The following is a 21,328-nucleotide window of genomic DNA, read 5'->3' on the forward strand; positions in this document are numbered from 1 at the left end:
ACAAACCCCTTCTACAAAGGAGTAAAATTATCATGAGTTTCATTTTAGAGGGCATCCAAAATCTTGTTAATTTGTTATTTTTTGTGGCTATAGTTGGCACTTTAGTGGTTTCGTGGATATATGCCAGTCGGTTGAAAAAACAGTACGGCGCGGACTTCCCATGGAATAAAACGGCGGTTATCGTCGGGATTGAAGTCTTGCTTTGGATCGGATTTACCATTTTCTGGGGATTCGTTAAAGCGTTCTGGGTGCCAATTCTCATTGTCGCTATTATAGCCATTGTGCTTATTTCGCGAAAGAAGCGGAAATATGTCTGAATATGGTCAAACGAAGGCGCGTTAAGAAAGCGCGCCAACTAAAACAAACCTAAGGAGAAACAGATATGAGTCGGACAGGGAGAGCCGTGGTCGCGTGCGGCAAAGATTTTGAGATTCGTGAATACCCGGTCCCCGAACCTGAACCGAATACAGTGCTACTTCGTCAGGAACTCGCAGGTATCTGCGGGACTGATCTGCATAACTGGCAGAACGGTTTCCAGCAGGAAGTACTGTTGGGACATGAAAACGTCGGCATCATTGAGGCACTCGGTGAAGGTGTGGAAACCGATTATGTCGGTAAACCGGTGAAAGAAGGAGACAGGGTTATTTTCGCCCCCGGAACAAACTACGGTGCCTACGGTTTCCAATGGAATCCAGACGAGGCACCACACTTTCGCGGTGGGTTCGCGGATTATATGTATCTCAACTATCCGAATACCTGCTTTATGAAAACCGACGCTTCTCCTGAGGTCGCAGTGCTAACGGAGCCTTTCACTGTTGGTGTTCATGCCGCAATGCGCGGAGAAATAAAACTCGGTGACACCGTCGTTGTACAAGGTTCCGGTGCTATTGGGCTTGTGACGCTTGCATGCGCGAAATTGAGCGGTGCTGCGAAAGTAATTATGGTGGGTGGACCCGCCGGACGACTGGAACTCGCCAAACGGCTCGGTGCGGACGTAACAATTGATATTGAAGAGGTCACCTCTCCCGAAGAGCGGACGGAATTTGTGATGGCGGAAACCCCGCGCAAAGAGGGCGCGGATGTTGTCTTTGAATGTGCGGGTTTTCTCCCCGCTACACCAGAAGGATTGGGGTACACCCGACGCAGCGGCACCTTTGTTGAAGTCGGTCACTTTGTGGATATGGGTTCAATTGACTTCAACATTAACCAATTGCTGATGCGCAAAAACCTTCGGGTCGAAGCCATCTGGGGCAGCAGTTATGAACACTTCGTTCGCGGCTTACCGCTCCTTGAACAGAGTGGATTGCCCTTTGCCGACATGATTAGTCACCAGCTGCCGCTCTCACAGGTCGCAGATGGTTTTCACGCACTCAATGGGGACTACCGTATTAAGGGTGAAACAGCGATTAAAATTGCGGTTCGAGCTGAAGAATAGGCGAATATTGGGGCATATCGGATTTGTAAACGCGCTTTTTAAGTGTATATACATTGCGTGCTGATACAGCGCGCCTATAGGAGACATCATTAATGGCAAAAACGTATCGAATTGGCTTTGCATCTCTTGTACATGATCATGTCTGGGGTGAACTTGGCCACTGGCAGGCACATCCAAACGTTGAAATTGTCGCTGCAGGCGATGTCAATGCGGAATTACGCTCCCAGTTCAGCACAGAAACTGGTGTTGAAAATGTCTATAATTCTTGGCAAGAAATGGTGGAGAACGAGGAATTAGACATCCTCCAGGTGTCAGCCGAGAACAACGCTGGAGCCGACATCGTTGAAGCTGCAGCGGCGAAGGGTATCCACGTCGTTTCAGAAAAACCGATGGCGGCGCGTCTCTCCCAAGCAGATCAGATGCTTGCTGCTGCCGAGAACGCTGGCACCTTGTTGATGGTGAACTGGCCCACCGCATGGAGTCCTGCACTCAACACCGCAATGGATCTTATCAAAGACGGTGCTATCGGTGATCTTTTCTACTTCAAATGGCGCTCTGCACACAACGGACCGAAGGAAATCGGATGCTCCCGCTACTTCTACGAGTGGCTCTACGACGAAGAGAAAAACGGTGCTGGTGCGTTGATGGATTACTGTTGTTATTGCGCTGATATGTGTGCTTACCTCCTTGGCACCCCACAGCAAGTGACTGCCTTCCGTGGTACCTTCGTCAAAGACTACCCGATTCCCGACGATAACGCTGTCATTGTCATGAAATACGGTAATGCCTTCGGAATTACGGAAGCGTCTTGGACACAGAAAGTCGGTTATGTCACACCGAACCCAGTAGTTTATGGCACTGAGGGTGCGCTGATGGTCAGCGGAAACGAAGTACACCTGCATCCAGCAGGTAGCGATGCCGAAGTGATAACACCTGAACCACTCCCAGAGGGCAGACGTAACGCCGCAGAATACTTCATTCACTGTTTAGAGACGGACGAACCCGTTGAAGGCTTGTGCAGCCCCAAAGTGAGTCGGGATGCCCAAGAAATCCTTGAAGCAGGTTTGGTGTCAGCAGATAGTGGGCAGGTCGTCAACTTGCCGATGTCATAAACGAATATAAGCGCGTTTCCAAATCGCGCCCACAGGAGCATCTGGAGAATTTTATGAGTGATAGAATTCCGATCGCATTACAACTGTATTCCGTCAGAGACGACTGTGCTGGTGACTTATCTTTGACGCTCCAAGCTGTCGCGCAGATGGGTTATGAAGGTGTTGAGTTTGCTGGTTACTATGACCGGACTGCCGAAGAATTACGCGGGATGTGCGATGACCTTGGATTGAAAGTTGCTGGGACGCATACAGGGATAAACACACTTCTCGGTGATGAACTCGCTGAGACGGTCGAGTTTAACCAGACGCTCGGCAATCCGTATCTGATTGTGCCGGGATTACCCGGAGAATACCAAGGTTCTCGGCAGGCATGGCTTGATACCTCAGAAGTTTTCAACAGCATTGCTGAAAAAATCGCTGACCAAGGGATGTTCACCGGTTATCACAACCACACGGGCGAATTCACACCCATGGATGGCGAGATCCCATGGGATATATTCGGCAGTAACACCCGCGACGATGTCGTGATGCAAATTGACATCGGTCATGCCCTTCGCGCCGGTGCCGACCCTGTATCCTTTATTGAACGCTACCCCGGTAGATCAAAAGTGGTGCATCTAAAAGAGTATTCCGCCACGAATGACAAAGCAAACGTCGGTGAAGGCGAAATTCCGTGGGACGCTGTGTTCCGTGCCTGTGAAACCGTCGGTGGCACCGAATGGTACATCGTTGAGCAGGAAAGTTACGCCTATCCGCCGATTGAATGTGCTGAACGTTGCATTGAAAATCTACGAAAGATGGGGAAAATTTAGGTTTGCTGGCATCTGAGGCACCGCGTTCCGATAGTGTTGAAACAGACCTTCTGCTCTGGTGGGAAGATTTCTATCTCCCTGTTTTCGAGTACGTCCTTCCGAAAATGGGGATCTTGGAAGGGAAAAGGATCCTTGAACTCGGCACCGGCACAGGCGGGACCGCAACACTACTGGCGAAACGCGGTGCCTCTGTTGTTGGAATTGATCTACTGCCTTTTCGACTCGCTGAAGCACAGGCGCGAGCTACGGAACACAACGTCGCTGAGGAAGTTAATTTTGCCCTGATGGACGCGATGCACCTCGCCTTTCCAGATAATACCTTTGATTTTATTATCTCCAAATCTGTGTTGGTTTTTACAGAACACAGCCACATTGCGAAAGAGTGCTATCGTGTTCTCAAGCCGGGGGGTAAGGCGATCTTCATGGAAAACATGCGCTACCACCCAGCGGTGTGGCTGTATCGAAAAATGTTTCTTAAGTATTCTGGCAAGCTGCGTTATTTTTCAATGCGGGACATTGAAACAGTCGGTGCTGAATTTGAGCAGTTAGAGCATCGTGAGTTTCATCTCACTGCAGTGAGCGCGCTGTTCTGGCAGAAATGCATTACTATTCCACTGTTCTATAGGGGAACCCTCCGCGTTTTCAAGGCGATTGACACATTTCTCCTTAAATATCTACCATTCCTCAAGCGGTTCTGTTGGATCACCGCGATGATTTGCCATAAAGTGTAGGGGCTGGGTAACCCAGCCCCTACTACCACGGCTATCCATATTTCAGCCAATTGTCAAAAAGCGGTTTGAGTCGATCTGGAAGACTGCCCAGAAAAGAGGGTTCGTTGAGCCATTCTTGGCTGGTTGGACTCTCTGGGTTTGCAGGTTCGCTTTCCGATGGCGCGGTAAGAACAGCATAGTGAAGCGTCTGCCGTTTTGATCCGGTAAGGTTGCAGCCTTTGTGGAGCAAACTTGAATTGTAAAAGACGATATCACCGGCTTTCAGCTTGACGACAAGTTGGTTCGGCATCGCTTCCTTTGGTGTTTGCTGTATGACTGCACGCTCCGCATCAGTGAGTTCACGTCTATGGCTCCCCGGCACGATGTAAAGCGTCTCATCGTCATAGAGGGCACCGTTGAGCTGCACGTGGCTTCTGAGTCGACCAAGAAGGGTTTCAAGAGGCACCTCTCCGTCCGGTGCTGAATCTCGGTGCCAGTTAATGTGGTACGATTTCCGCTCGGAACTAACGAGGAGGGTGCAGAGGTGATACCTTAATCTTTCCCCAATAAGTGCTGCAATGACATCCAATATCTGCGGGTGCGCAAGCGCGTCCACAAGTGCTTTTTCACGAATGCTTGGATGGAAGATGTTATTGACACCCCAGATGTCATCGCGTTTGCCATCTATGTAGCGTAGGTGATCGGCGTGTAGCCTTTCAATACGGCACTTGTGGAGTATCCGATCAATAGCACTTCGATAGATTTGAATGTCGGTTTCGGGGAGTGCTCCCTTACGAATGATGTATCCGTTTTCGACAAAAGCGTCAATTTCTGAATGGGTTAGCATTTTAGGTTTCCTTGATCTAATCGGTTGGACAGTAAAGATCATTAAACTCAATTTCATTTCCGTCTGGATCAAAGATGAAGAAAGCCCGGCACTTGCCGCGCGGGTCGTCAAAATCAAAAGGACCACGGGTCCGATAAGGTAGCGTTGCGAACTGTTCAGCGAGTTGGTTAATCCGCTCGGTGCTTGTCACAAAGGCGAAGTGCATCGGTCCCCCTGCATCATGCCCCGGTGAACCAGCTTCCTTGAGTACAAGATGTCCGTTCTCTAAGTAGATATAAAGCTGCCGATTGTTCCGCTCTACGATCTCAAAGCCAAGCAAATCTCGGTAAAACGCCGCTGCTTGATCAAGATTTGCAACTTTAACGAAAACCTCTCCAATGCCGTAATAACCTTGCATAACACATCTCCACTGATACTGCGGTATATGATAACCCAAGTTGCTACTTACAAGGTTTAGGCATGTAAACTCCGTTTTTCAGGCAACAAGGACTATTATCTGTGGCGTTTTGCAGCGTAAACTGTTCGTTTGTGGACACAGAAGCACAGACTAACAGTCTATGCTACAATAATTAGCACATTCTAACAAATTCTGCTACCGAGGTGGCAACTTGGATTATGATAAACAAAAAGGCTCTGGATTGATGAAATCCGGAGCCTCTTTGTTTCAGGTTAATAACACTTACTGTTTCTTGATATGCGCCCATGTAGTAGCGAGTTTTCCTTGTGCTTCCACATCGACAGTCGCACCAACAGTCGCACCATCAGCGAGTTCCTTGACTTCGTCTTCGCTAAGCGCACGTTCCCAAAAGTAGACCTCGTCAATCATACCATCAAGCCAGAAGTCGTTGCCTGCATTGCCACCGACTTGCCGTCCGACACCGATTTCAACCGGACGCTCCGGGAACGTCCGAAGCGGTGTCTCAATTGACCTTGGATTGGACTGTCCACTGGGGGGAACCACAGTACCATCGGTGACAGATGAGGTCACATACGCTGTGGCTTCTGTACCATTAACAACGTAAGCGACGTGCACCCATTCGTCTACTGCGTAAACATCGTTGGTGGCGAACCAACCTTCACTGCCTTCCCAGCAACTGCCCCAGGTCATGTTGGTGTCACTCGTGGTGCACATTCGCACCATGAAGTGGTCACCCCAACCGACCTTGTCGCCTTTGAAGAACATTCCTGCGTGGTCTCTGCCGCCGCCTTCCCTGACGTTAACCCACAAGGAGACAGAGAAAACCCCATCTTCTTTTTCAAGGCTTGCAGCGGAAGGGATTTCGACATATTGTCCGGTGTTTTCACCGGTCGCGGGATTCTCGGGATTGTCAAGGTTGAGTGCCATCCCGTGACGACCGTCTGCAGTGCTGGCACCGTTCATGAATTCGCCATCGTTGCTTCCAATAGAATCGTTCGCTGACCCGTCGTCAAAGTTCCAGACAGAAACGAGACCATCTTCAAGCTCGGCGTAACTGTTGGCACTGAATACCATAAGTGCTAAAATGAAAAACAGACACATCTGCTTCATAATAAAAGCTCCTTATTGTTTTAAGCCTAATTGAGCAGATTTGTGGAGAATTCCACAAATCTGCGATGTTTTCAGATTCTCAATCGTACTTAACGGTGGTGATAGGATTTGACCTTGCCCCACGTTGTGGCTAATTTTCCCTCCGCCTTCACAGCGAGTGCCCTATCTGGACGTTTGCCACTTCCGAGTTCCTCTACTTCAGCTTCAGAGAGCGCACGGTCCCAGATGATAACATCATCGATGATGCCATCAAGGAACGTATCGTTGCCATCATTACCACCGAGACCTCGACCTGCACCGAGTTCCAAAGGACGATCTGGGAACAGAACATAGGGTTCCGCGGCGGCTCTCGGGTTCGATTGACCGCTGGCAGGTATTTCGGTTTTCCCGCCCTCTGGCGTTGCGTATCCAATTGCCTCTTTACCATCTACCGTTTGACAGAGATGGAACCACTTATCGGCCTCAATGGCACCATCCGTAGCGAACCAATTTTCGGCACCTGCACTGCAGGTTCCCCACGTCAGACCGGTACTACTGGTCGTTACCATACGGAAGGTGAAGTTTGCACCCCAACCGACCTTTGCACCCTTCCAAACGCCGGAGTGGTCTCTACCTTCTCGGACATAGAGCCAATAAGAAACGGTATGCGCTCCCTCAATCACTTTTTCAAGAGCATCGTTGAATTCAATATCGGCACGTGTGTCGTCATTTCCGTCAACATCCAATGCCTTGCCAAATTTGCCATCCCCTGTGATTTTAGCTCCCTTAAAGAGTTTACCGTGTGCCTTTCCAACGGCATCCGTTACCTTGCCATCGTCAAAGGTCCACGCAGCGACGACTCCGTCATTTAGGTCTGCGAACGCAGAAATTGAAATGCCAATCGTCAACACAGCAATGGCAAGTATTGAAATAAATAGTTTCACTTAAATTATCCTCCTTTAGTGGATTTCAGTCATAGATAGACACTAATTGGACTCTACAAGAAAAGTCCGTGAGATTTGTGTCATCCACGCCAGTCTTTAATTCGGGCGATCCGATTCGCCCATTTTCAAGTTGCGGTGCGTAATTCACCGGTAATAGATAGTCGTCTAACACCGCGTTAGCCCCTGTTGTAGAGTGAGTGGTAGATTACGCCACGATGGCGATAAATCATCCTACGACGAACTCATCAAGAATGTGCGGTAAACGCGGCATTATCTTTGTAAAAAAATTTAACGAAAAAAACGAACCATTTAAAAAAAAACTCGTCTAAATAAATGAACGCAAAATAGGAATGCCTCCTTGGAAATTGACGGTTACAATTCCAGTAACTTCAATTACTATCAAAACAGGGGTAGATACTTAAATATTTTGCGTGTTAAATCTATGGGATGCTCCTTTTCGTGTTTGGTGTGTGGTGCAGTATAAACACTGTAAAGGAGTTCCTATAGATTTAATCATTTCTTGACACACTCACCATGCTAAAGCATGGTGATTCTTTTGCACATTATGTAGAAAGTCAATATTGCACACTACCTAATTAATTTTATAGTAAAATTTACAGTGGTTTGCTTGTAACTTTCTACCACAAATTGAAAATACGCATATCAATCCATGATACATCACAGAACAATATGCGCATTGACTGAAAACCATCCATATTATACCATACCAGCATTTAAATATCAAACTAATTTGACAATCTAATACCAAGTATAGTATCATTATATACGTAAAAGGCGGTCGGGAATGACCCCGACACTTAAAGGCAACACTGCCAACCTTAATCAAGGTGTTAACACCACCTCAATTAACCTAATATTTCCACAACCAAATAGAAATATAGGAGATTTACAAGATGAGAACTACAAATTTAAACTGGAAAGAATATCAACATCTCGATGATTTCAGACATGACAGGAAACTGTCAGATATTGATTCTGGAGTTTATATCATTTGGACGTATGTTCAGAATAGTATTAAAATTCTATATACAGGACAAGGTGATATTAAAAATCGCTTTTATTGTCACAATAGTCAAACAGATTGGGGTGAACACTTTCCATTACTTACTGCTTGGGCGAATACTTTGGATATGAACGGCATTGAGAAGTTTCTCTATGAGACTCTTAATCCTGAAATTACCAAAGCAGCTCCAAGATCAGCACCCATACCTGTTAATCTACCGCCAAGTTTGAATTAGATTTAACTACAAAAGGCTTTGAAGATGATTATTTATACACTTCAAAGCCTTTTGTTTATTCACCGCATTAGCAGAGTCTACATCTCCAAGCTAAAGCATGGAGTTTTGACTCTGTAGAGGATGATAACAATTAATTACAATATTTTACTGTTTTTGTCAAGAAAAAAATAACATTTTTATTCAGAAATAATCTCTTCCCCCTCAACTGCGATAAATCGTTGGTTTACTGAAAGGTTAGTCGCAGTATCGATAACTCCACTGCCCCAATGAATTTCCAACAAATCAATATTTTCAGCGTCTTTCAGTCCGAAGTGAACGCGAAAGTCGCTGAATGCGAGATAACTCCCACTGCTCTTCACCTCTGCGTATTGTGTGAGTTCACCGGCAACAACCTTGATGCGCGCGCCAATAGCGGAACGATTGCTTTTTGTGCCGATCGCTTTCACCTGTATCCAGTTATTTCGGTTTCCACCCTCGTTCCTCAGAAGGTCAGCGGTTTGGTTCCAATTTGTGACGAGGATATCGATGTCGCCATCGTTGTCATAGTCGCCAAAAGCAGCGGCGCGGCTTGTCTTAAGCAGTGCGAAGCCCTCTCCCATCTGTGCTGTGACATCCGTAAAGCGACCATCGCCTAAATTCCGAAAAAGTAGATTCTGCTGTGGTGTCGTCGTAGACCGATCGACCTCGGCGATATTGTCCATTGTATGTCCGTTCGCGACGAATATATCTTTGTAACCGTCGTTATCGTAATCAAAAAAGCCGATACCCCAACCGAGATAGCGATGTGTGTGTTCAGCGACACCTGCAGGAATCGTGGCATCAATGAAAAAGTTGTCCCCTTCATTGTGATAGAGGGTATTCGTCTCGTTCTGAAAGTTGCTCACCGTAATATCCAATCTACCATCGTTGTCATAGTCTGCAAAGGCAACCCCCATCCCCGCTTCCGCTTCTCCCATATCACTGCAGCTAACACCAGAAAGCAATCCAATTTCTTCAAAGGTGCCGTCGCCGCGGTTTTGAAAGAGAAAATTGAAATCTTGATCGTTGGCGACGTAGATGTCAGCATCACCATCGTTATCGCTGTCTCCAACGGCAACACCGAGACCGTGTGCGGCAGGCACGCGCAACAAGCCACTTTGTTTCGTTAAATCCGTAAAAGTGCCATCTCCATTGTTATGATAAAAAAGGTCTGGCTGAGGCGGATAGGAACTCGGACCACAATAAACAGAGATGTCGTGGCGAGAGCACGGTTTATCTGCATCAGGGGTGTATTTCGCATAATTGGTCACATAGAGTTCAAGAAACCCATCGTTATCAAAATCAGCAAAGGCGCAGCTCGTCCCCCATCCTTCATCAGCGACCTGTGCAGACACTGCGATATCGGTAAAGGTGCCATCTGCATTGTTCCTATAGAGGATATTGGGTCCAAAGTTCGTTAGATAGATGTCTATGTCGCCGTCATTATCATAATCGCCGGTGGTTGCACCGACCCCGTAACCGGTGTCCCCCACACCAGCGACACGGGTGACATCTGTAAATGAGCCATCACCATTGTTGCGGTAGAGGACGTTCGTAGGTAGTGCAGCGTCCACCTGCTCCTCCTGTGGACGGGCATTGATAAGATAAATGTCGAGATCTCCGTCGTTATCGTAATCGAAGAAACCACCGCCCGATCCGTATTGCTCATTAAAGAGGCGTTTGCCGCTCTTACCGTCAGTGTGTGTAAAGCGAATCCCAGATTCTTCAGCGACTTCAACGAAGGTGACAGAATCCGCTATAGACGATCCGAGAAGGGCATATATCAGGAAAAGGAAAGGGAGATAGGACCTCATTACTTTTTCGCATCCTCCATCGTTTGTCGAATCTCATTCAAACGCTTTTTGTAGGCAGTATTGTTCGGTTCTAAGTCGATTGCGCGTAAGATAGCTTGCTTGGCTTTTGTATATGCACCGTGGCGATAGTATGCGTAGGCAAGGGTATCCAAGCGGGCGGCATTCGCATCCAATTCAACGGCGCGTTCCGCCAATTCAACGGCGCGTTCCAGTTTTTCACCCTGCGTTGCATAAAGCCACGCGAGATTGTTATGCGCATCAGCGGAATTTCCATCCACAGCAATCGCTTGTGTAAAGGCGGAAATAGCCTCCGAAATCTGTTGCTGTTTGAGTTGAAGTACACCCAGCCGCACCCACGCCTTTGCGTTATCTGGACGGATGGCTGTCAATTGCTGGTAAACGGCAATTGCGTCGGTCAACAGGTGCTGTTGTGCGTAGACTTCTGCGAGTCCATAGTAAGCAGGGATTAAATCTTTATTCTGTTGAATTGCGGTTTGGAGGTAAGTCTGTGCATCGGTGAATTTGCGTTGACGAGCGTGGAGCCAACCGAGGTGAAGGTACGCCTCAGCGTCAGTATCGTTGAGTTGAAGCACCTGTTGAAAAGCTGCGATTGCTTCCGTCAACTGCCCCGCCTGCATGTAAAGTCCACCCAAATTGTGGTAGAGCGGAAGCGTTTTGGGATGCAATGCAGTTGCGATCTGATAGGCACGAATCGCCTCCTCACGGTTTCCAATCTCAATATGTGCTTCAGCCAGCTTCATACGTGGTTCAAGCGCAGTTGGTTGTTCCAGTAAAAGTCTGCGATACCGATTTGTCTGTTCATTATAGGTTTTCACCCGTTGGAAAGATGTCATCAGGTTCTTTGCTTCCGCGAGATTCTGTAAGGCATCGGGGTTAGAAACCCCTTCTACGGAATTTTGTCCCAAACGTCGATAAACAAGTGCAAGATTGTAATAGCTCTCAGCATGATAGGGTGCGAGGATAAGGGCTTTTCGGTAATACTGTACGGCTTCCGCTAACTTACTCTGTAGAAAGGCAATTTTACCCAATCCTTGATAGACTGGCGCGAGATTGGCATCCAGTGCAAGTGCTCGTTGATACGCTTGCTGTGCCAACGCCAACTTTCCTCTCTGGACATACGTATCCGCAAGTCGGAAGAAGGGTTCGGCAATTTCAGGGAGCAGGTCAACGGCATATTGTCCATGCTTCTCAGCGTCCATGAACCTGCCTTGTGAATGGTAAATTCTCGCCAAACAGAGATGGGCGACTCCATGTGTTTGTGGTGACGCGGGTAATTCCAAAGCGCGGAGATATGCGTCAATGGAATCGTTGGTTTTTTCCTTGAGCCTATAGACTGCTCCCAGTTCACAGTGCGCTTCGGCATTTTGTGGGTTCAATTGTAAAACGCGCTGAAAGGCATCGACTGCTTCATCGTAAAGTCCCAATTGCATTGCACGCATCCCGCGCGCATAATGTGCAGATTGTTCGTCATCGGTTTGCTGCGCAGTCAGTGATACCGTAAAATAGAGAACAAGGAGGCTACCTACAATTCCTATATAGACGTAGATGCTGTTATAGCGAACTGATCCTTGTGTTATCACTTTGCCTCCGCATGATACACCAACACATCGCCAACAATTGTCGCGATCAGGTTGATTTTGAATTGAGAGGCATCCCACTCAAAGAGGATCAGATTCGTTTTCCCTTCTACGCGTGCTTTCGCGTTAAGAAGATGCATAGGTTGTAGCGTAGCGAGCGAAACCGCTTCTTTAAGAGAAATGCCCGCAAATCGGACACTGTTCTCGATACCGCGTGCCAATTCAATAGCAGAACCAGCGAGGTATTCAGTTCCAACCAACCGTACACACCGATCTGCCGTCAGTTCGACGGATTTCCCCGCAAATTCATAGATACCGGGTTCCATTCCCGCCAAAGCGACTGCGTCGCTGACGAGGAGACACCGATCAAGCGTCTTAGCGCGCATCATCGACTTGGCAACGGTAGGCGGCAGATGATGTCCGTCAACGATGAGACTTGCCCAGAGTTGATCTGCGCCGAGTTGTTCCCAAATGTAATTGGGGTGCCGTCGGATTAGAGCGTGTGCGCCATTGCCGAGGTGTGTGGAAAGTCTCGCTCCAGCGTCAATTGCCGCTTGAATATCGCTTGGTGCGGCATCGGTATGTCCCAATGCCACCACAATACCGTTTGCAACCAGTCTTTTTATAAAAGGGATGGCACCCTTTTTCTCGGGGGCAAGCGTTACGATGGAGATCTGCCCATCGGCGATGTCCTGCCACCGCTGAAATTCGTCCCAATCCGGTTCCCGAACATGTTCTAATGGGTGTGCACCTCGCGGTCCATCCTCAGCGGAGATATAGGGACCTTCAAGATGAATGCCAAGTACCGAATGCGCAACAAGTGAATCCATTTCACACGCTTTTGCGACAGCACGAAGAGAATTGCAAACGCCATCAAAAGAACCCGTCACAACCGTCGGACATAAGAATCCGGTGCCGACCTGCCAGAGTGCGCGTACCATTGCACACACATCTTCAGGCGTAACAGTAGCGACATTGAGATCGAATCCCGCGAAACCGTTTACCTGGATGTCTACTAAGGCAGGGGCAACCCATGTCGTGCTGTAGACTGACGGAACTTCACGAATTTCCTGAACGCGTGCGTCAGCAACAACAATTTCAACAGAAGTATTATTAAAAAGCGTCCGACCACTGAATTTCATGTTTTAGTATAGTCTTGTGGTAAAAAATCTTAGCGAATTGTGTATTTGCCTTTATGATACCTGAAAACTGGTTTGTTTCCAAGAAAAAAGAGTTGCATTTTTTGGCAAAATTCGGTTACAGTAACATTAAAGAACATCTAAATCAGTTTACGGAATTATCGTCGCACTTTTTAACTCGCAAGCTACGCCAAAACGTCTATTGAATAAGATAGCAGCTGGAGGACACCATGGAATATTTAACTTATGGAAAAACGGGTTTAGAAATCTCAAGGCTCTGCTTCGGCGCGGGACATCTCAACAAAACCTGCGATAGTTACGAAGCCGGTGGCAAACTGATGTTGAAGGCTCTTGACGAAGGGATTACGTTCTGGGATACTGCTGAGGGTTATGGAAGTCAACCGCATCTCGGAGAGGCAGTACGTCATATTTATCGACACGAGGTTGTCATTCAAACAAAAACGGGTGCGAAAGACTACGAAGGTGCATCTGCGAGCATTGCGCGTTCACTCAAGGAGATGCAAACGGATTATATAGATGTCTTATTGCTGCACGGCATCTCTTCACCCGAAGATCTGGTGTCACGTGAGGGTGCCTTGGACGCTTTTCGAGAAGCGAAGGCGGCTGGCAAAATCCGAGTTATCGGTTGTTCCACGCATATCTACACGGGTCCCGTGATGGATGCGGTGATCGACCATCCAGAACTTGAGGTCATCCTGACGACAGCGAACAAAGAGGGTAAAATGTTAGAGGGTGGTCCCTTTGACAGGCACCTTGAATACATTGAACGCGCGTATTCGCTCGGTAAAGGTATCAGTATCATGAAGGTCATCGTCGCAGGTGATATTCCAGAGGTAGACATGCCGGAATGGATTGAGTGGGGTTTCAACCTCGAAACGGCGCATGCGATCAATCTCGGTATGAGTGATTACCGCCATATCACAGTGGATGTCGAACTTGCACGTGCCAGCGCAAGGCGCCGTTTGATACAGCATAAAGCAGCATAATCTATCTCTTGTAGGAGGGGTTTGTTACCCCGACGTTTCGGTCAGATATGAAGCAACTACGCGGCAAACCGCTCAAAGATTTTCTGAAACAGGCGAGACTGCCAAACAAAGAACTGGTTTTTATCCTACAAGACGTGCAAGACCCTGTTAATGTGGGTTCGGCATTTCGGATAGCGGACGCGTGCCGCGTGAAAGAAGTGATCCTGACGGGTATCAGTGCGCAACCGCCGCATCCACTGGTACGAAAAGTAGGACGCGGCAAACACCGACGCGTAAAATGGCGGTATACAGAGCATGCGGCAGATGCCATCGTATCACTCAGATCTGATGGCTACATGAGTTTCGCTTTAGAAGTCACCGCACAGTCAGTTCCCTATGATATGGTAGACTATCCTGACAAAATCTGCCTGATCGTGGGACACGAGGACCACGGCGTGACGAAACGGACGCTTGCTGCCTGTGATATAATAATTTATCTTCCGATGTATGGAGTTGGTGCATCACTAAACGTCCACGTCTCATTGGGTATCGCGGCCTATCACATCTTACACCACGTTTAATAGCCGTCGGCGGTCAGCCATCAGCGGTCAGCCAAGTCCTGTAGGTTGGGTTGAGCGTGGATGAAAAATCAAAGGTAGATATTTCAAAATACCTCAAACCTGATATACCCGCAGAGGTATAGAGGAATCCAGCGAAACCCAACGTTCTTTGTGTCAAACGCTACAAACATGGCAGTTTGCGTTGGGTTTCGCTATCTCCTTGATTGATAGGGTAGTGTAGTGTGGTAAAATGTGCTTGGAGAGGCGGTATCATTTTTCTCGGTTCCGCTCAACCTGACGGAAACACCCAAGCAAAACACCTACGATGCTACTGTGAATTCCGTAAGGAGATTCTGAATGTCGAAAACGATGCGAGCGATTATGTGTCGCGAACCGTGGGATTATCGTCTCGAAGAGGTCTCAATGCCGGAGGCAGGTCCCGGCGAAGTTGTTATTAAGGTGAACGCGTGCGGTGTTTGCGCGAGCGACATCAAGTGTTATACAGGCGCGCCACTTTTCTGGGGTGACGAACACCGCAAGCCGTATGTGGAGGCACCCGTTATCGCCGGACACGAATTCATCGGTAAAGTCGTAGAACTCGGCCCGGGGGCGGGCGAGAAGTATAAACTCGAAATCGGTGATCGTGCGATCGCGGAGCAGATCGTTCCGTGTTGGGAGTGTCGGTATTGCCGGACGGGGAAGTATTGGCTCTGCCAAGTCCATAACATCTACGGGTTTCAACCGGTCGTCAACGGTGGGATGGCGGACTATATGAAATTTCCGGCACGCTCGCTCGTCTACAAAGTACCTTCCGATATGCCGATAGCGAATGCGGCAGTAATTGAACCGCTCGCTTGTTCTATTCACGCTGTCCAACGTGGCAACATTGAGTTTGGTGATGTTGTCGTAGTTGCGGGTGCAGGCACGCTTGGGCTTGGAATGATTGGCGCGGCGAAGTTGAAAAACCCCGGTGTACTTATCGCCATTGATTTGATGCCGAACCGGTTAGAGGTTGCCAAGAAGTTGGGAGCAGATATCGGGATTAACCCATCAGAAACCGATGCTGTCCAAGAGGTGTTAGACCTCACGGAAGGCTACGGGTGCGACGTGTATATTGAGGCAACAGGACATCCGAAGGCGGTTGAGCAAGGGCTGCACATGATTCGGAAGGCAGGCACCTTCGTAGAATTCAGCGTCATGCGGGAACCGGTAACTGTGGACTGGACAATCATCGGCGACACCAAAGAATTGAATATCCACGGCTCACACTTGGGACCGTATGCGTATCCGTTGGCGATTGATTATATCCATCGCGGTTTAATCGAGGTTGAGCATATCGTAACGCATCAACTGCCGTTGGAGGACTATATTACAGGGTTTGAGATGGTTCAGAAAGGGTCAGATTCGATTAAGGTGCAGTTGGTGCCGTGAGGATGAGGATAGATGAAAATTACTGAGATTGAAGCAATTCCATTGTGTGTGCCTTATGAGGAACGGATTCGTAAGAGATATTACCACTTCGCGATGACCGAACTGGTCACGGTCTACAAATTCCATACCGATACCGGTCTCGTCGGTCTCGGAGAAAATCCAGGACCACCGTTTGATCAGGATGTATTGGACACCTATCTTGGCACAAACCCATTCGACCACGTCATGGGTGAAGGGCGTTTTAACCTCGATATGGCGTGCTACGACTTGATGGGGAAACACCTCGGTTTGCCAGCATGGAAACTGATGGGACAACAGGTTCGGCAATGGATCGCGATGGGGTGGTGGATGCCGTGCATGTCTCCTGAAGACACCGCTGTTGAGGTCCAGGTTGCCGCTGAGCGTGGCTACCGCGGTCTCAAGTGTAAGGCACGCGCTTTTTACGATGTTGTTGAACAGTCAAACGCTATTCAGGAGGTCGCGCCGCCAGACTTCCGGGTGGAGTTCGATTTCAACGGTTCCTTAATCAACGTTGAGAAGGCACTGCCTATCCTACGCGAATTGGAGAAAATTCCTGTCGTTAAAGGCCTTGAAGAACCGATCTTCGCTTATGACGTGGACGGGTGGCGACGATTGCATCAAGAGATTCGGATCCCTTTTTATCTGCACGGGGTCGGCGTTATCCGCGAGGGGGCATCGCGTCAACCTTCGGGTCCGTGGATTGGGCTTCGGGCGGGCGATTTTGACGGCGCGCTATGTAGCCACGAAAGCGTCAAGAGTGCATTAGCATCGGGGTGGGCTTTCGCCGCCGCGAACACACCGATTTTGCTACAGTATGTCGGTACCGGTATTACGGCAGCGTTCGCGTGTCATCTCGGAGCCGTTATGCCCACAGCCACATTGCCCGGTGTCACTGCGAGTCACGCCTACGAAGACGACTTGATTCTCACACCGCACAAAGTTCAGCGCGGATTTATGCAGGTGCCGGAAGGTGCTGGTTTAGGAGTTGTGTTAGATGAAGATGCTGTGAAAAGATACAGCCAAACACCTGAACTGGAATGGGATAGACATATCTCTGTTGTCACCTTACCGGGCGGCGTAAAACATTATTACCGAAACCTACAGCAGGCGGAACGCCTCATGAAACAGGGTGTAGACGAATCTTATGCCCCAGGTGTGCGTCTGGATGAATGGGAAGATGACGGTAGTGAAGCCTTTGATAAGTTATTCAAGCAGCTACAGGAGAATGATTGGCCCGTGTGGGAAGCCTCGCCTTAGTTGCGATTGTTGGGTTTCACTTGACGTTCAATCTGAGGGAAACACTCAAGCAAAACACCTACGCGCTGATTATAGGATTTGTATAACAAGGAGCAAAATACTATGATGACCCCCGAACAGCGTTACCTTTTTGATGTAACTGGATACCTCCACCTAAAGAATGCTCTAACTGACGAAGAACTGAAAGCAGCACAAGCAGCAGCGAACGAATACATCAATACGCCCACCGAAGAACTCCCGCCCGGATTTGACTCCAGCGAAAAAAACCTCCCAAACGGCTTTGCCTTTGCGAAACCCTTAGAGGCACTCACACTGCATCGATCAACGTGGCCCATCATCAAGGAACTGACGAATAACAAACCGCAACTGTTTCGCGGAACAATGATTGCGGATCGAGCGGGTGTGTCGGAGTCGGCGGAAGGACTTCGCCTACATTGCGCACGAGAAGATTTCGGCTGGCACTGCAACCGTTATGAGGTCCGAAATGGTTGCATCTTCTGCGATGATTTTGTCGTTTTTCCCTACCTATACGACGTACATCCTGGTGATGGTGGGTTGCTTGTCGTTCCCGGCACCCACAAAACGGTTTTCGATCGTCCTGAACACCTCTATAGCAATGGAAAAATCGAAGATGCCGGTGATATTCCAGAAGGAGTGGTTAACGTCACGCCAAAAGCAGGGGATTTCGTGATTATCTCTGAACTCTTAACGCACGGTGCGCTGCCTTGGAAACCGAAGGACCGGTATCGTTGTGTCCTGACCTTACGCTACAGACCGCAACACCGTGGTGAGAGTCGCGTGTCTGAAGAGGTGAGGGGACGGCTCTCGCCAGAAACTTTGGAACTGATTTCTCGGGCAGATCACTATCACACGAAAGAGATTGTCAAACAGGATGTCGTCACGTTGACGGAAATAAACTAAGAAACCGGTCTCACCGCTGGCGCGCCGTGCTGCTCACACCACGATGCGAGTGGGCTTTCACTGCCGCTGGGAATGAATTCTTTCGTTTTCGTGAAGGGTTCACCGACCAAATACTGCTCAAGTGGCGTGAGTTTATCTAACAACGTCTGTTCCTGTGTCCGATAGTCCATCGGCATCAACCACCGGTATCCGTAGCCGAACATTACACCTTTACGGATCTGATCCGTTAAGTTCGCAGCCCCTGCATGAAAAGTACGATTTTCAAACAGTAGGCAATCCCCGGGTTGTAAACTCGCTTCAAGTGCGCCATCTGGATCCGTCTGTCCTTTTGGTATGGGAACCCGTTCCAGTAGGTGGTTGCTACCGGGTGCGACAAGCGTTACGCCGGAATTGGGTTCACTCAGGTCGGTGAAGTAGTATGCACATTTTAGCAAGATGCGTGGCACCTTGTTGCCGTGTGTTGTCGTTGCCATGGCGTAATCGCGATGCCAACCGGGTCTACGAGTGGTATCGGGTGTTCCGGGCGGATCTGGGTGTTTGTATATCAGGTGTGAAGTCATCAGTTGCAAGTGCGCACCGAGCAGCTGGACAACAACGGGGAGGATGGTCTTTTGCGTGAGTAGCGGGATGAAGGCCTCGACAATAGAGATGCTATTTCGGAAACTGTCGTATAACCCATCAAAATTTTGCTGACGGTTCTCGCGCCGATCGCTCGCTATGAGCCGATCGCTTGCTTCGATCAGTTTGTTGATGGTATCCGAATCCAGCACATTTCGGACGATGAGGTAGCCTGTGTCGTCAAAATGGCGGATTTCTTCTTCTGAGAGTGGATGCCAGTCTAAATCAATTGCCGCTTCAGTTGTGTGTGTCATTATTTTTTGCTCCATATTTTTAGGCTATCAGAAACGGTCATCAAGTCAGTTGATTGAAATGGAGACTTTGATGACCTTCGATTTCTCGGAAATCTTCAGGGTTGTCATGCAACTTCTTTCTCGGCTGATTTTGGGGCTTGTAGAAACGGGTTGTTTGCTTGTCAATGCTAATATTGACAATGCTTACAAATCTGTACTGATAACCATCAAGAAAATTTTTCGATTGCCAAAAGGATTTTCCTATACACTTACAGTAACCAATAAAACATTCCGCGCCTCTCAATTGTTGTTCAACCTGTTCTGAGTCTTTACCAGTCGCTCTTTGTGTTTCAATGCAGATGATCCACTTTTCCGTTGCTGCATTTGACACAATCACGAAGTCAGCCCGTCTGCGTTCACCCTTTGAGCCTTTAAAAACAGTTGGCGGTTTAAAAGCTTCTGCTCTGATAACAAGTGAGTCGTGGGGAAGATCCGTGATTTCGACAGAGGTCTTTGCTTGCTTGTCTTTTAGTTCGACAGAAGTGCTTCCTACGGATTGTTGTAACGGTACCTGAGCACTAACATTAAGCATTTCTTGTAATATGGTAATGTCATTCACTAATCTGACTTTGCTCCCCACACGATGTCGCGCTGAATCTTATTCATGGCATCAATCGTTTTATCAAAACTGCCTACTTCAATGCCGAACTCGGGATCAATATCAGCCTGTAACAGTGTATGGCCTCGTTTACGTCTCTTCTGTCCTTCCTCTAACGGTAGCAACGCTTTTTCCGCCACGTATACTTTGACCTGATCGGCATTAATCAACTCACTGTCCTGACAGCCATTTTCTTTCGCAACTTTTTTGAGGTGAGGTTTATCGTGATTGAGCATGATAAGGGTATTTAACTCCTTAACAATGTAGTCACTATGGGTGGTGATGAAGACCTTAACGCCCAGATTTACGAGCCTCGCGAAAAGTCTGGCGATGCGACGTTGGTTTTCTGGATGGAGACTTAATTCTGGTTCGTCTATCATAAGCAAGTCGCCTTTTTCAGCAGCACAGTGGAGGTAAAAATTAAGGTCCAAAAGTGAACGGACAGCACTTGAACTTTGGTCCATTGTCAACCTTAGTCTCGTGCCTTTTGGAATATAGTAGAGCAGATCGTTTTGTGTAATAGCATACGTCCCACCAACAATATCTGTAAAGTCCTCCAAGATTTCAGGATGTGCTTTGGCAATGAAACTTTTGCTTTTAGCTACCTCTTGAAGTTGACCCATAAAATCAACATCAGTTTCTATGGGAGATGGGTACCTTTGATACGCTTTGGATAGAAATTCCCGTAGGTCAATCTGTGGATCTGTCCGTTCCATCTCTTTAAGCAATTGGCTCCGAGCAAAGTTGAGTTCTTTCCGAAAAGTTGAAATGCCTGTGCGTTCAGCTGAAGCAATAAAGGGTCTGGGAAAAGAGTCGGAAAAAATATCAGTGATAATAATAAAATCAATCGCACTTTTTACACTATCTGTATCAATTTCTCTTTCGTGTTCTCCTTTTATCTCTGCAGCAAGTATCGCTTCTTTGCTTCCTTCACCCTTTGCAAATATAAAAGCCGGATTTTGGGGGTTTGTGAGTAGGCTATTGAATTTTTTATCTCGTATGTCAATTTTATCTGTCACGACGCAAAATTCACTATTCTGAAATGAACCTTCAGCTGCTGCAAAAATTTTATCCAATTGTTTTGTATATTTCTTGCTTGCTTCTGTAAGCATATCATCGGTTGCTTGCTCCAACTCAATCTTAACCTGTTTTGTAAGTGCCCGTTGGATCTGTACGTCGCTAATTGGAAAACGGATAAATTGCCGCCAAGACTGTAAAAAGCCGTACAGTGCACAAGCAGTATAAGTCTTGCCAGTGTTATTTTCACCGCAGATGATCGTTAGGTCTCCCAACGAAAATTCTGCCTGCTTTAGGATTCCGATGTTTTTTAAGCGTACAGTGAGGCTCATATTGACCCCTCTACAATTATCGTTGCCAAAGTTGAAATCAGGAAGTCGGGTGTAAAGCCGTGATTGTCGGTTCTGCTTCTAATACATATCAGATAGACT

The 21,328-nt window shown here is 47.9% G+C and carries 21 protein-coding genes; 11 read left to right on the forward strand and 10 right to left on the reverse strand.

Going from position 1 to position 21,328, the window contains the following annotated elements; translation table 11 throughout:
• Positions 1 to 32: 32 nt before the first annotated feature.
• The 5 genes from OXH39_03720 (at position 33) to OXH39_03740 (ending at position 4,090) form a co-directional block, all read left to right on the forward strand.
• Positions 33 to 317 (forward strand): hypothetical protein, encoded by a 285-nt coding sequence (locus OXH39_03720; GenBank protein ID MCY3549545.1) that lies wholly within the window; start codon positions 33 to 35, stop codon positions 315 to 317.
• A gap of 65 nt (positions 318 to 382) precedes the next feature.
• The gene (locus OXH39_03725) at positions 383 to 1,435 is read left to right on the forward strand and encodes a zinc-binding dehydrogenase (GenBank protein ID MCY3549546.1); all 1,053 of its coding nucleotides are present in this window, start codon (positions 383 to 385) and stop codon (positions 1,433 to 1,435) included.
• 92 nt (positions 1,436 to 1,527) lie between these two features.
• Positions 1,528 to 2,547: a Gfo/Idh/MocA family oxidoreductase gene (locus tag OXH39_03730; GenBank protein MCY3549547.1), complete on the forward strand. Its 1,020-nt coding sequence runs from the start codon at positions 1,528 to 1,530 to the stop codon at positions 2,545 to 2,547.
• Positions 2,548 to 2,600: 53 nt separating this feature from the next.
• Positions 2,601 to 3,359, forward strand: a complete 759-nt coding sequence (locus tag OXH39_03735; protein ID MCY3549548.1) for a sugar phosphate isomerase/epimerase — start codon at positions 2,601 to 2,603, stop codon at positions 3,357 to 3,359.
• Between the two features lie 2 nt (positions 3,360 to 3,361).
• The gene (locus OXH39_03740; protein MCY3549549.1) at positions 3,362 to 4,090 is read left to right on the forward strand and encodes a class I SAM-dependent methyltransferase; all 729 of its coding nucleotides are present in this window, start codon (positions 3,362 to 3,364) and stop codon (positions 4,088 to 4,090) included.
• A gap of 31 nt (positions 4,091 to 4,121) precedes the next feature.
• Here the strand turns inward: OXH39_03740 and OXH39_03745 are convergent, their stop codons facing one another.
• The 4 genes from OXH39_03745 to OXH39_03760 form a co-directional block, all read right to left on the reverse strand.
• A complete protein-coding gene (locus OXH39_03745; protein ID MCY3549550.1) occupies positions 4,122 to 4,916 on the reverse strand; it encodes a phytanoyl-CoA dioxygenase family protein in 795 nt (264 codons plus the stop codon).
• 16 nt (positions 4,917 to 4,932) lie between these two features.
• Complete coding sequence (locus tag OXH39_03750) at positions 4,933 to 5,313, reverse strand: VOC family protein (protein MCY3549551.1); 381 nt, start codon at positions 5,311 to 5,313, stop codon at positions 4,933 to 4,935.
• A gap of 282 nt (positions 5,314 to 5,595) precedes the next feature.
• Positions 5,596 to 6,444, reverse strand: coding sequence for a LamG domain-containing protein (locus tag OXH39_03755; GenBank protein MCY3549552.1), 849 nt, complete (start codon positions 6,442 to 6,444; stop codon positions 5,596 to 5,598).
• 89 nt (positions 6,445 to 6,533) lie between these two features.
• The gene (locus OXH39_03760) at positions 6,534 to 7,367 is read right to left on the reverse strand and encodes a hypothetical protein (protein ID MCY3549553.1); all 834 of its coding nucleotides are present in this window, start codon (positions 7,365 to 7,367) and stop codon (positions 6,534 to 6,536) included.
• A 914-nt stretch (positions 7,368 to 8,281) separates the two neighbouring features.
• Between OXH39_03760 and OXH39_03765 the strand changes: the two genes are divergently transcribed.
• Positions 8,282 to 8,626: a hypothetical protein gene (locus OXH39_03765; protein MCY3549554.1), complete on the forward strand. Its 345-nt coding sequence runs from the start codon at positions 8,282 to 8,284 to the stop codon at positions 8,624 to 8,626.
• A 176-nt stretch (positions 8,627 to 8,802) separates the two neighbouring features.
• On the opposite strand, the gene OXH39_03770 is transcribed toward OXH39_03765, so the two are convergent.
• From OXH39_03770 to OXH39_03780, 3 genes are read right to left on the reverse strand one after another with little or no spacing between them, the layout of a single operon-like run.
• A complete protein-coding gene (locus OXH39_03770) occupies positions 8,803 to 10,458 on the reverse strand; it encodes a CRTAC1 family protein (protein MCY3549555.1) in 1,656 nt (551 codons plus the stop codon).
• A complete protein-coding gene (locus OXH39_03775; protein MCY3549556.1) occupies positions 10,458 to 12,059 on the reverse strand; it encodes a tetratricopeptide repeat protein in 1,602 nt (533 codons plus the stop codon). Before OXH39_03775 ends, OXH39_03770 begins: the two co-directional genes overlap by 1 nt.
• Positions 12,056 to 13,198: an amidohydrolase family protein gene (locus OXH39_03780; GenBank protein MCY3549557.1), complete on the reverse strand. Its 1,143-nt coding sequence runs from the start codon at positions 13,196 to 13,198 to the stop codon at positions 12,056 to 12,058. The genes OXH39_03775 and OXH39_03780 overlap by 4 nt, the downstream gene beginning before the upstream one ends.
• Before the next feature lie 227 nt (positions 13,199 to 13,425).
• On the opposite strand from OXH39_03780, the gene OXH39_03785 reads away from it, so the two are divergent.
• The 5 genes from OXH39_03785 (at position 13,426) to OXH39_03805 (ending at position 18,371) form a co-directional block, all read left to right on the forward strand.
• Positions 13,426 to 14,202 (forward strand): aldo/keto reductase, encoded by a 777-nt coding sequence (locus OXH39_03785; GenBank protein ID MCY3549558.1) that lies wholly within the window; start codon positions 13,426 to 13,428, stop codon positions 14,200 to 14,202.
• Positions 14,203 to 14,249: 47 nt separating this feature from the next.
• Positions 14,250 to 14,762, forward strand: coding sequence for a tRNA methyltransferase (locus OXH39_03790; GenBank protein MCY3549559.1), 513 nt, complete (start codon positions 14,250 to 14,252; stop codon positions 14,760 to 14,762).
• A gap of 336 nt (positions 14,763 to 15,098) precedes the next feature.
• Positions 15,099 to 16,172, forward strand: coding sequence for an alcohol dehydrogenase catalytic domain-containing protein (locus tag OXH39_03795; GenBank protein ID MCY3549560.1), 1,074 nt, complete (start codon positions 15,099 to 15,101; stop codon positions 16,170 to 16,172).
• A 12-nt stretch (positions 16,173 to 16,184) separates the two neighbouring features.
• Positions 16,185 to 17,450, forward strand: coding sequence for a hypothetical protein (locus OXH39_03800; protein ID MCY3549561.1), 1,266 nt, complete (start codon positions 16,185 to 16,187; stop codon positions 17,448 to 17,450).
• A gap of 102 nt (positions 17,451 to 17,552) precedes the next feature.
• Positions 17,553 to 18,371, forward strand: a complete 819-nt coding sequence (locus OXH39_03805) for a phytanoyl-CoA dioxygenase family protein (GenBank protein ID MCY3549562.1) — start codon at positions 17,553 to 17,555, stop codon at positions 18,369 to 18,371.
• Here OXH39_03805 and OXH39_03810 read toward each other — a convergent pair.
• From OXH39_03810 to OXH39_03820, 3 genes are read right to left on the reverse strand one after another with little or no spacing between them, the layout of a single operon-like run.
• A complete protein-coding gene (locus tag OXH39_03810; GenBank protein ID MCY3549563.1) occupies positions 18,368 to 19,243 on the reverse strand; it encodes a phytanoyl-CoA dioxygenase family protein in 876 nt (291 codons plus the stop codon). The genes OXH39_03805 and OXH39_03810 overlap by 4 nt on opposite strands.
• Before the next feature lie 40 nt (positions 19,244 to 19,283).
• A complete protein-coding gene (locus tag OXH39_03815; GenBank protein ID MCY3549564.1) occupies positions 19,284 to 19,841 on the reverse strand; it encodes a hypothetical protein in 558 nt (185 codons plus the stop codon).
• Complete coding sequence (locus OXH39_03820) at positions 19,841 to 21,229, reverse strand: ATP-binding protein (GenBank protein MCY3549565.1); 1,389 nt, start codon at positions 21,227 to 21,229, stop codon at positions 19,841 to 19,843. Before OXH39_03820 ends, OXH39_03815 begins: the two co-directional genes overlap by 1 nt.
• Positions 21,230 to 21,328 lie beyond the last annotated feature (99 nt).

It is taken from the genome of Candidatus Poribacteria bacterium (assembly GCA_026702755.1).
Lineage (GTDB): Bacteria > Poribacteria > WGA-4E > WGA-4E > WGA-3G > WGA-3G.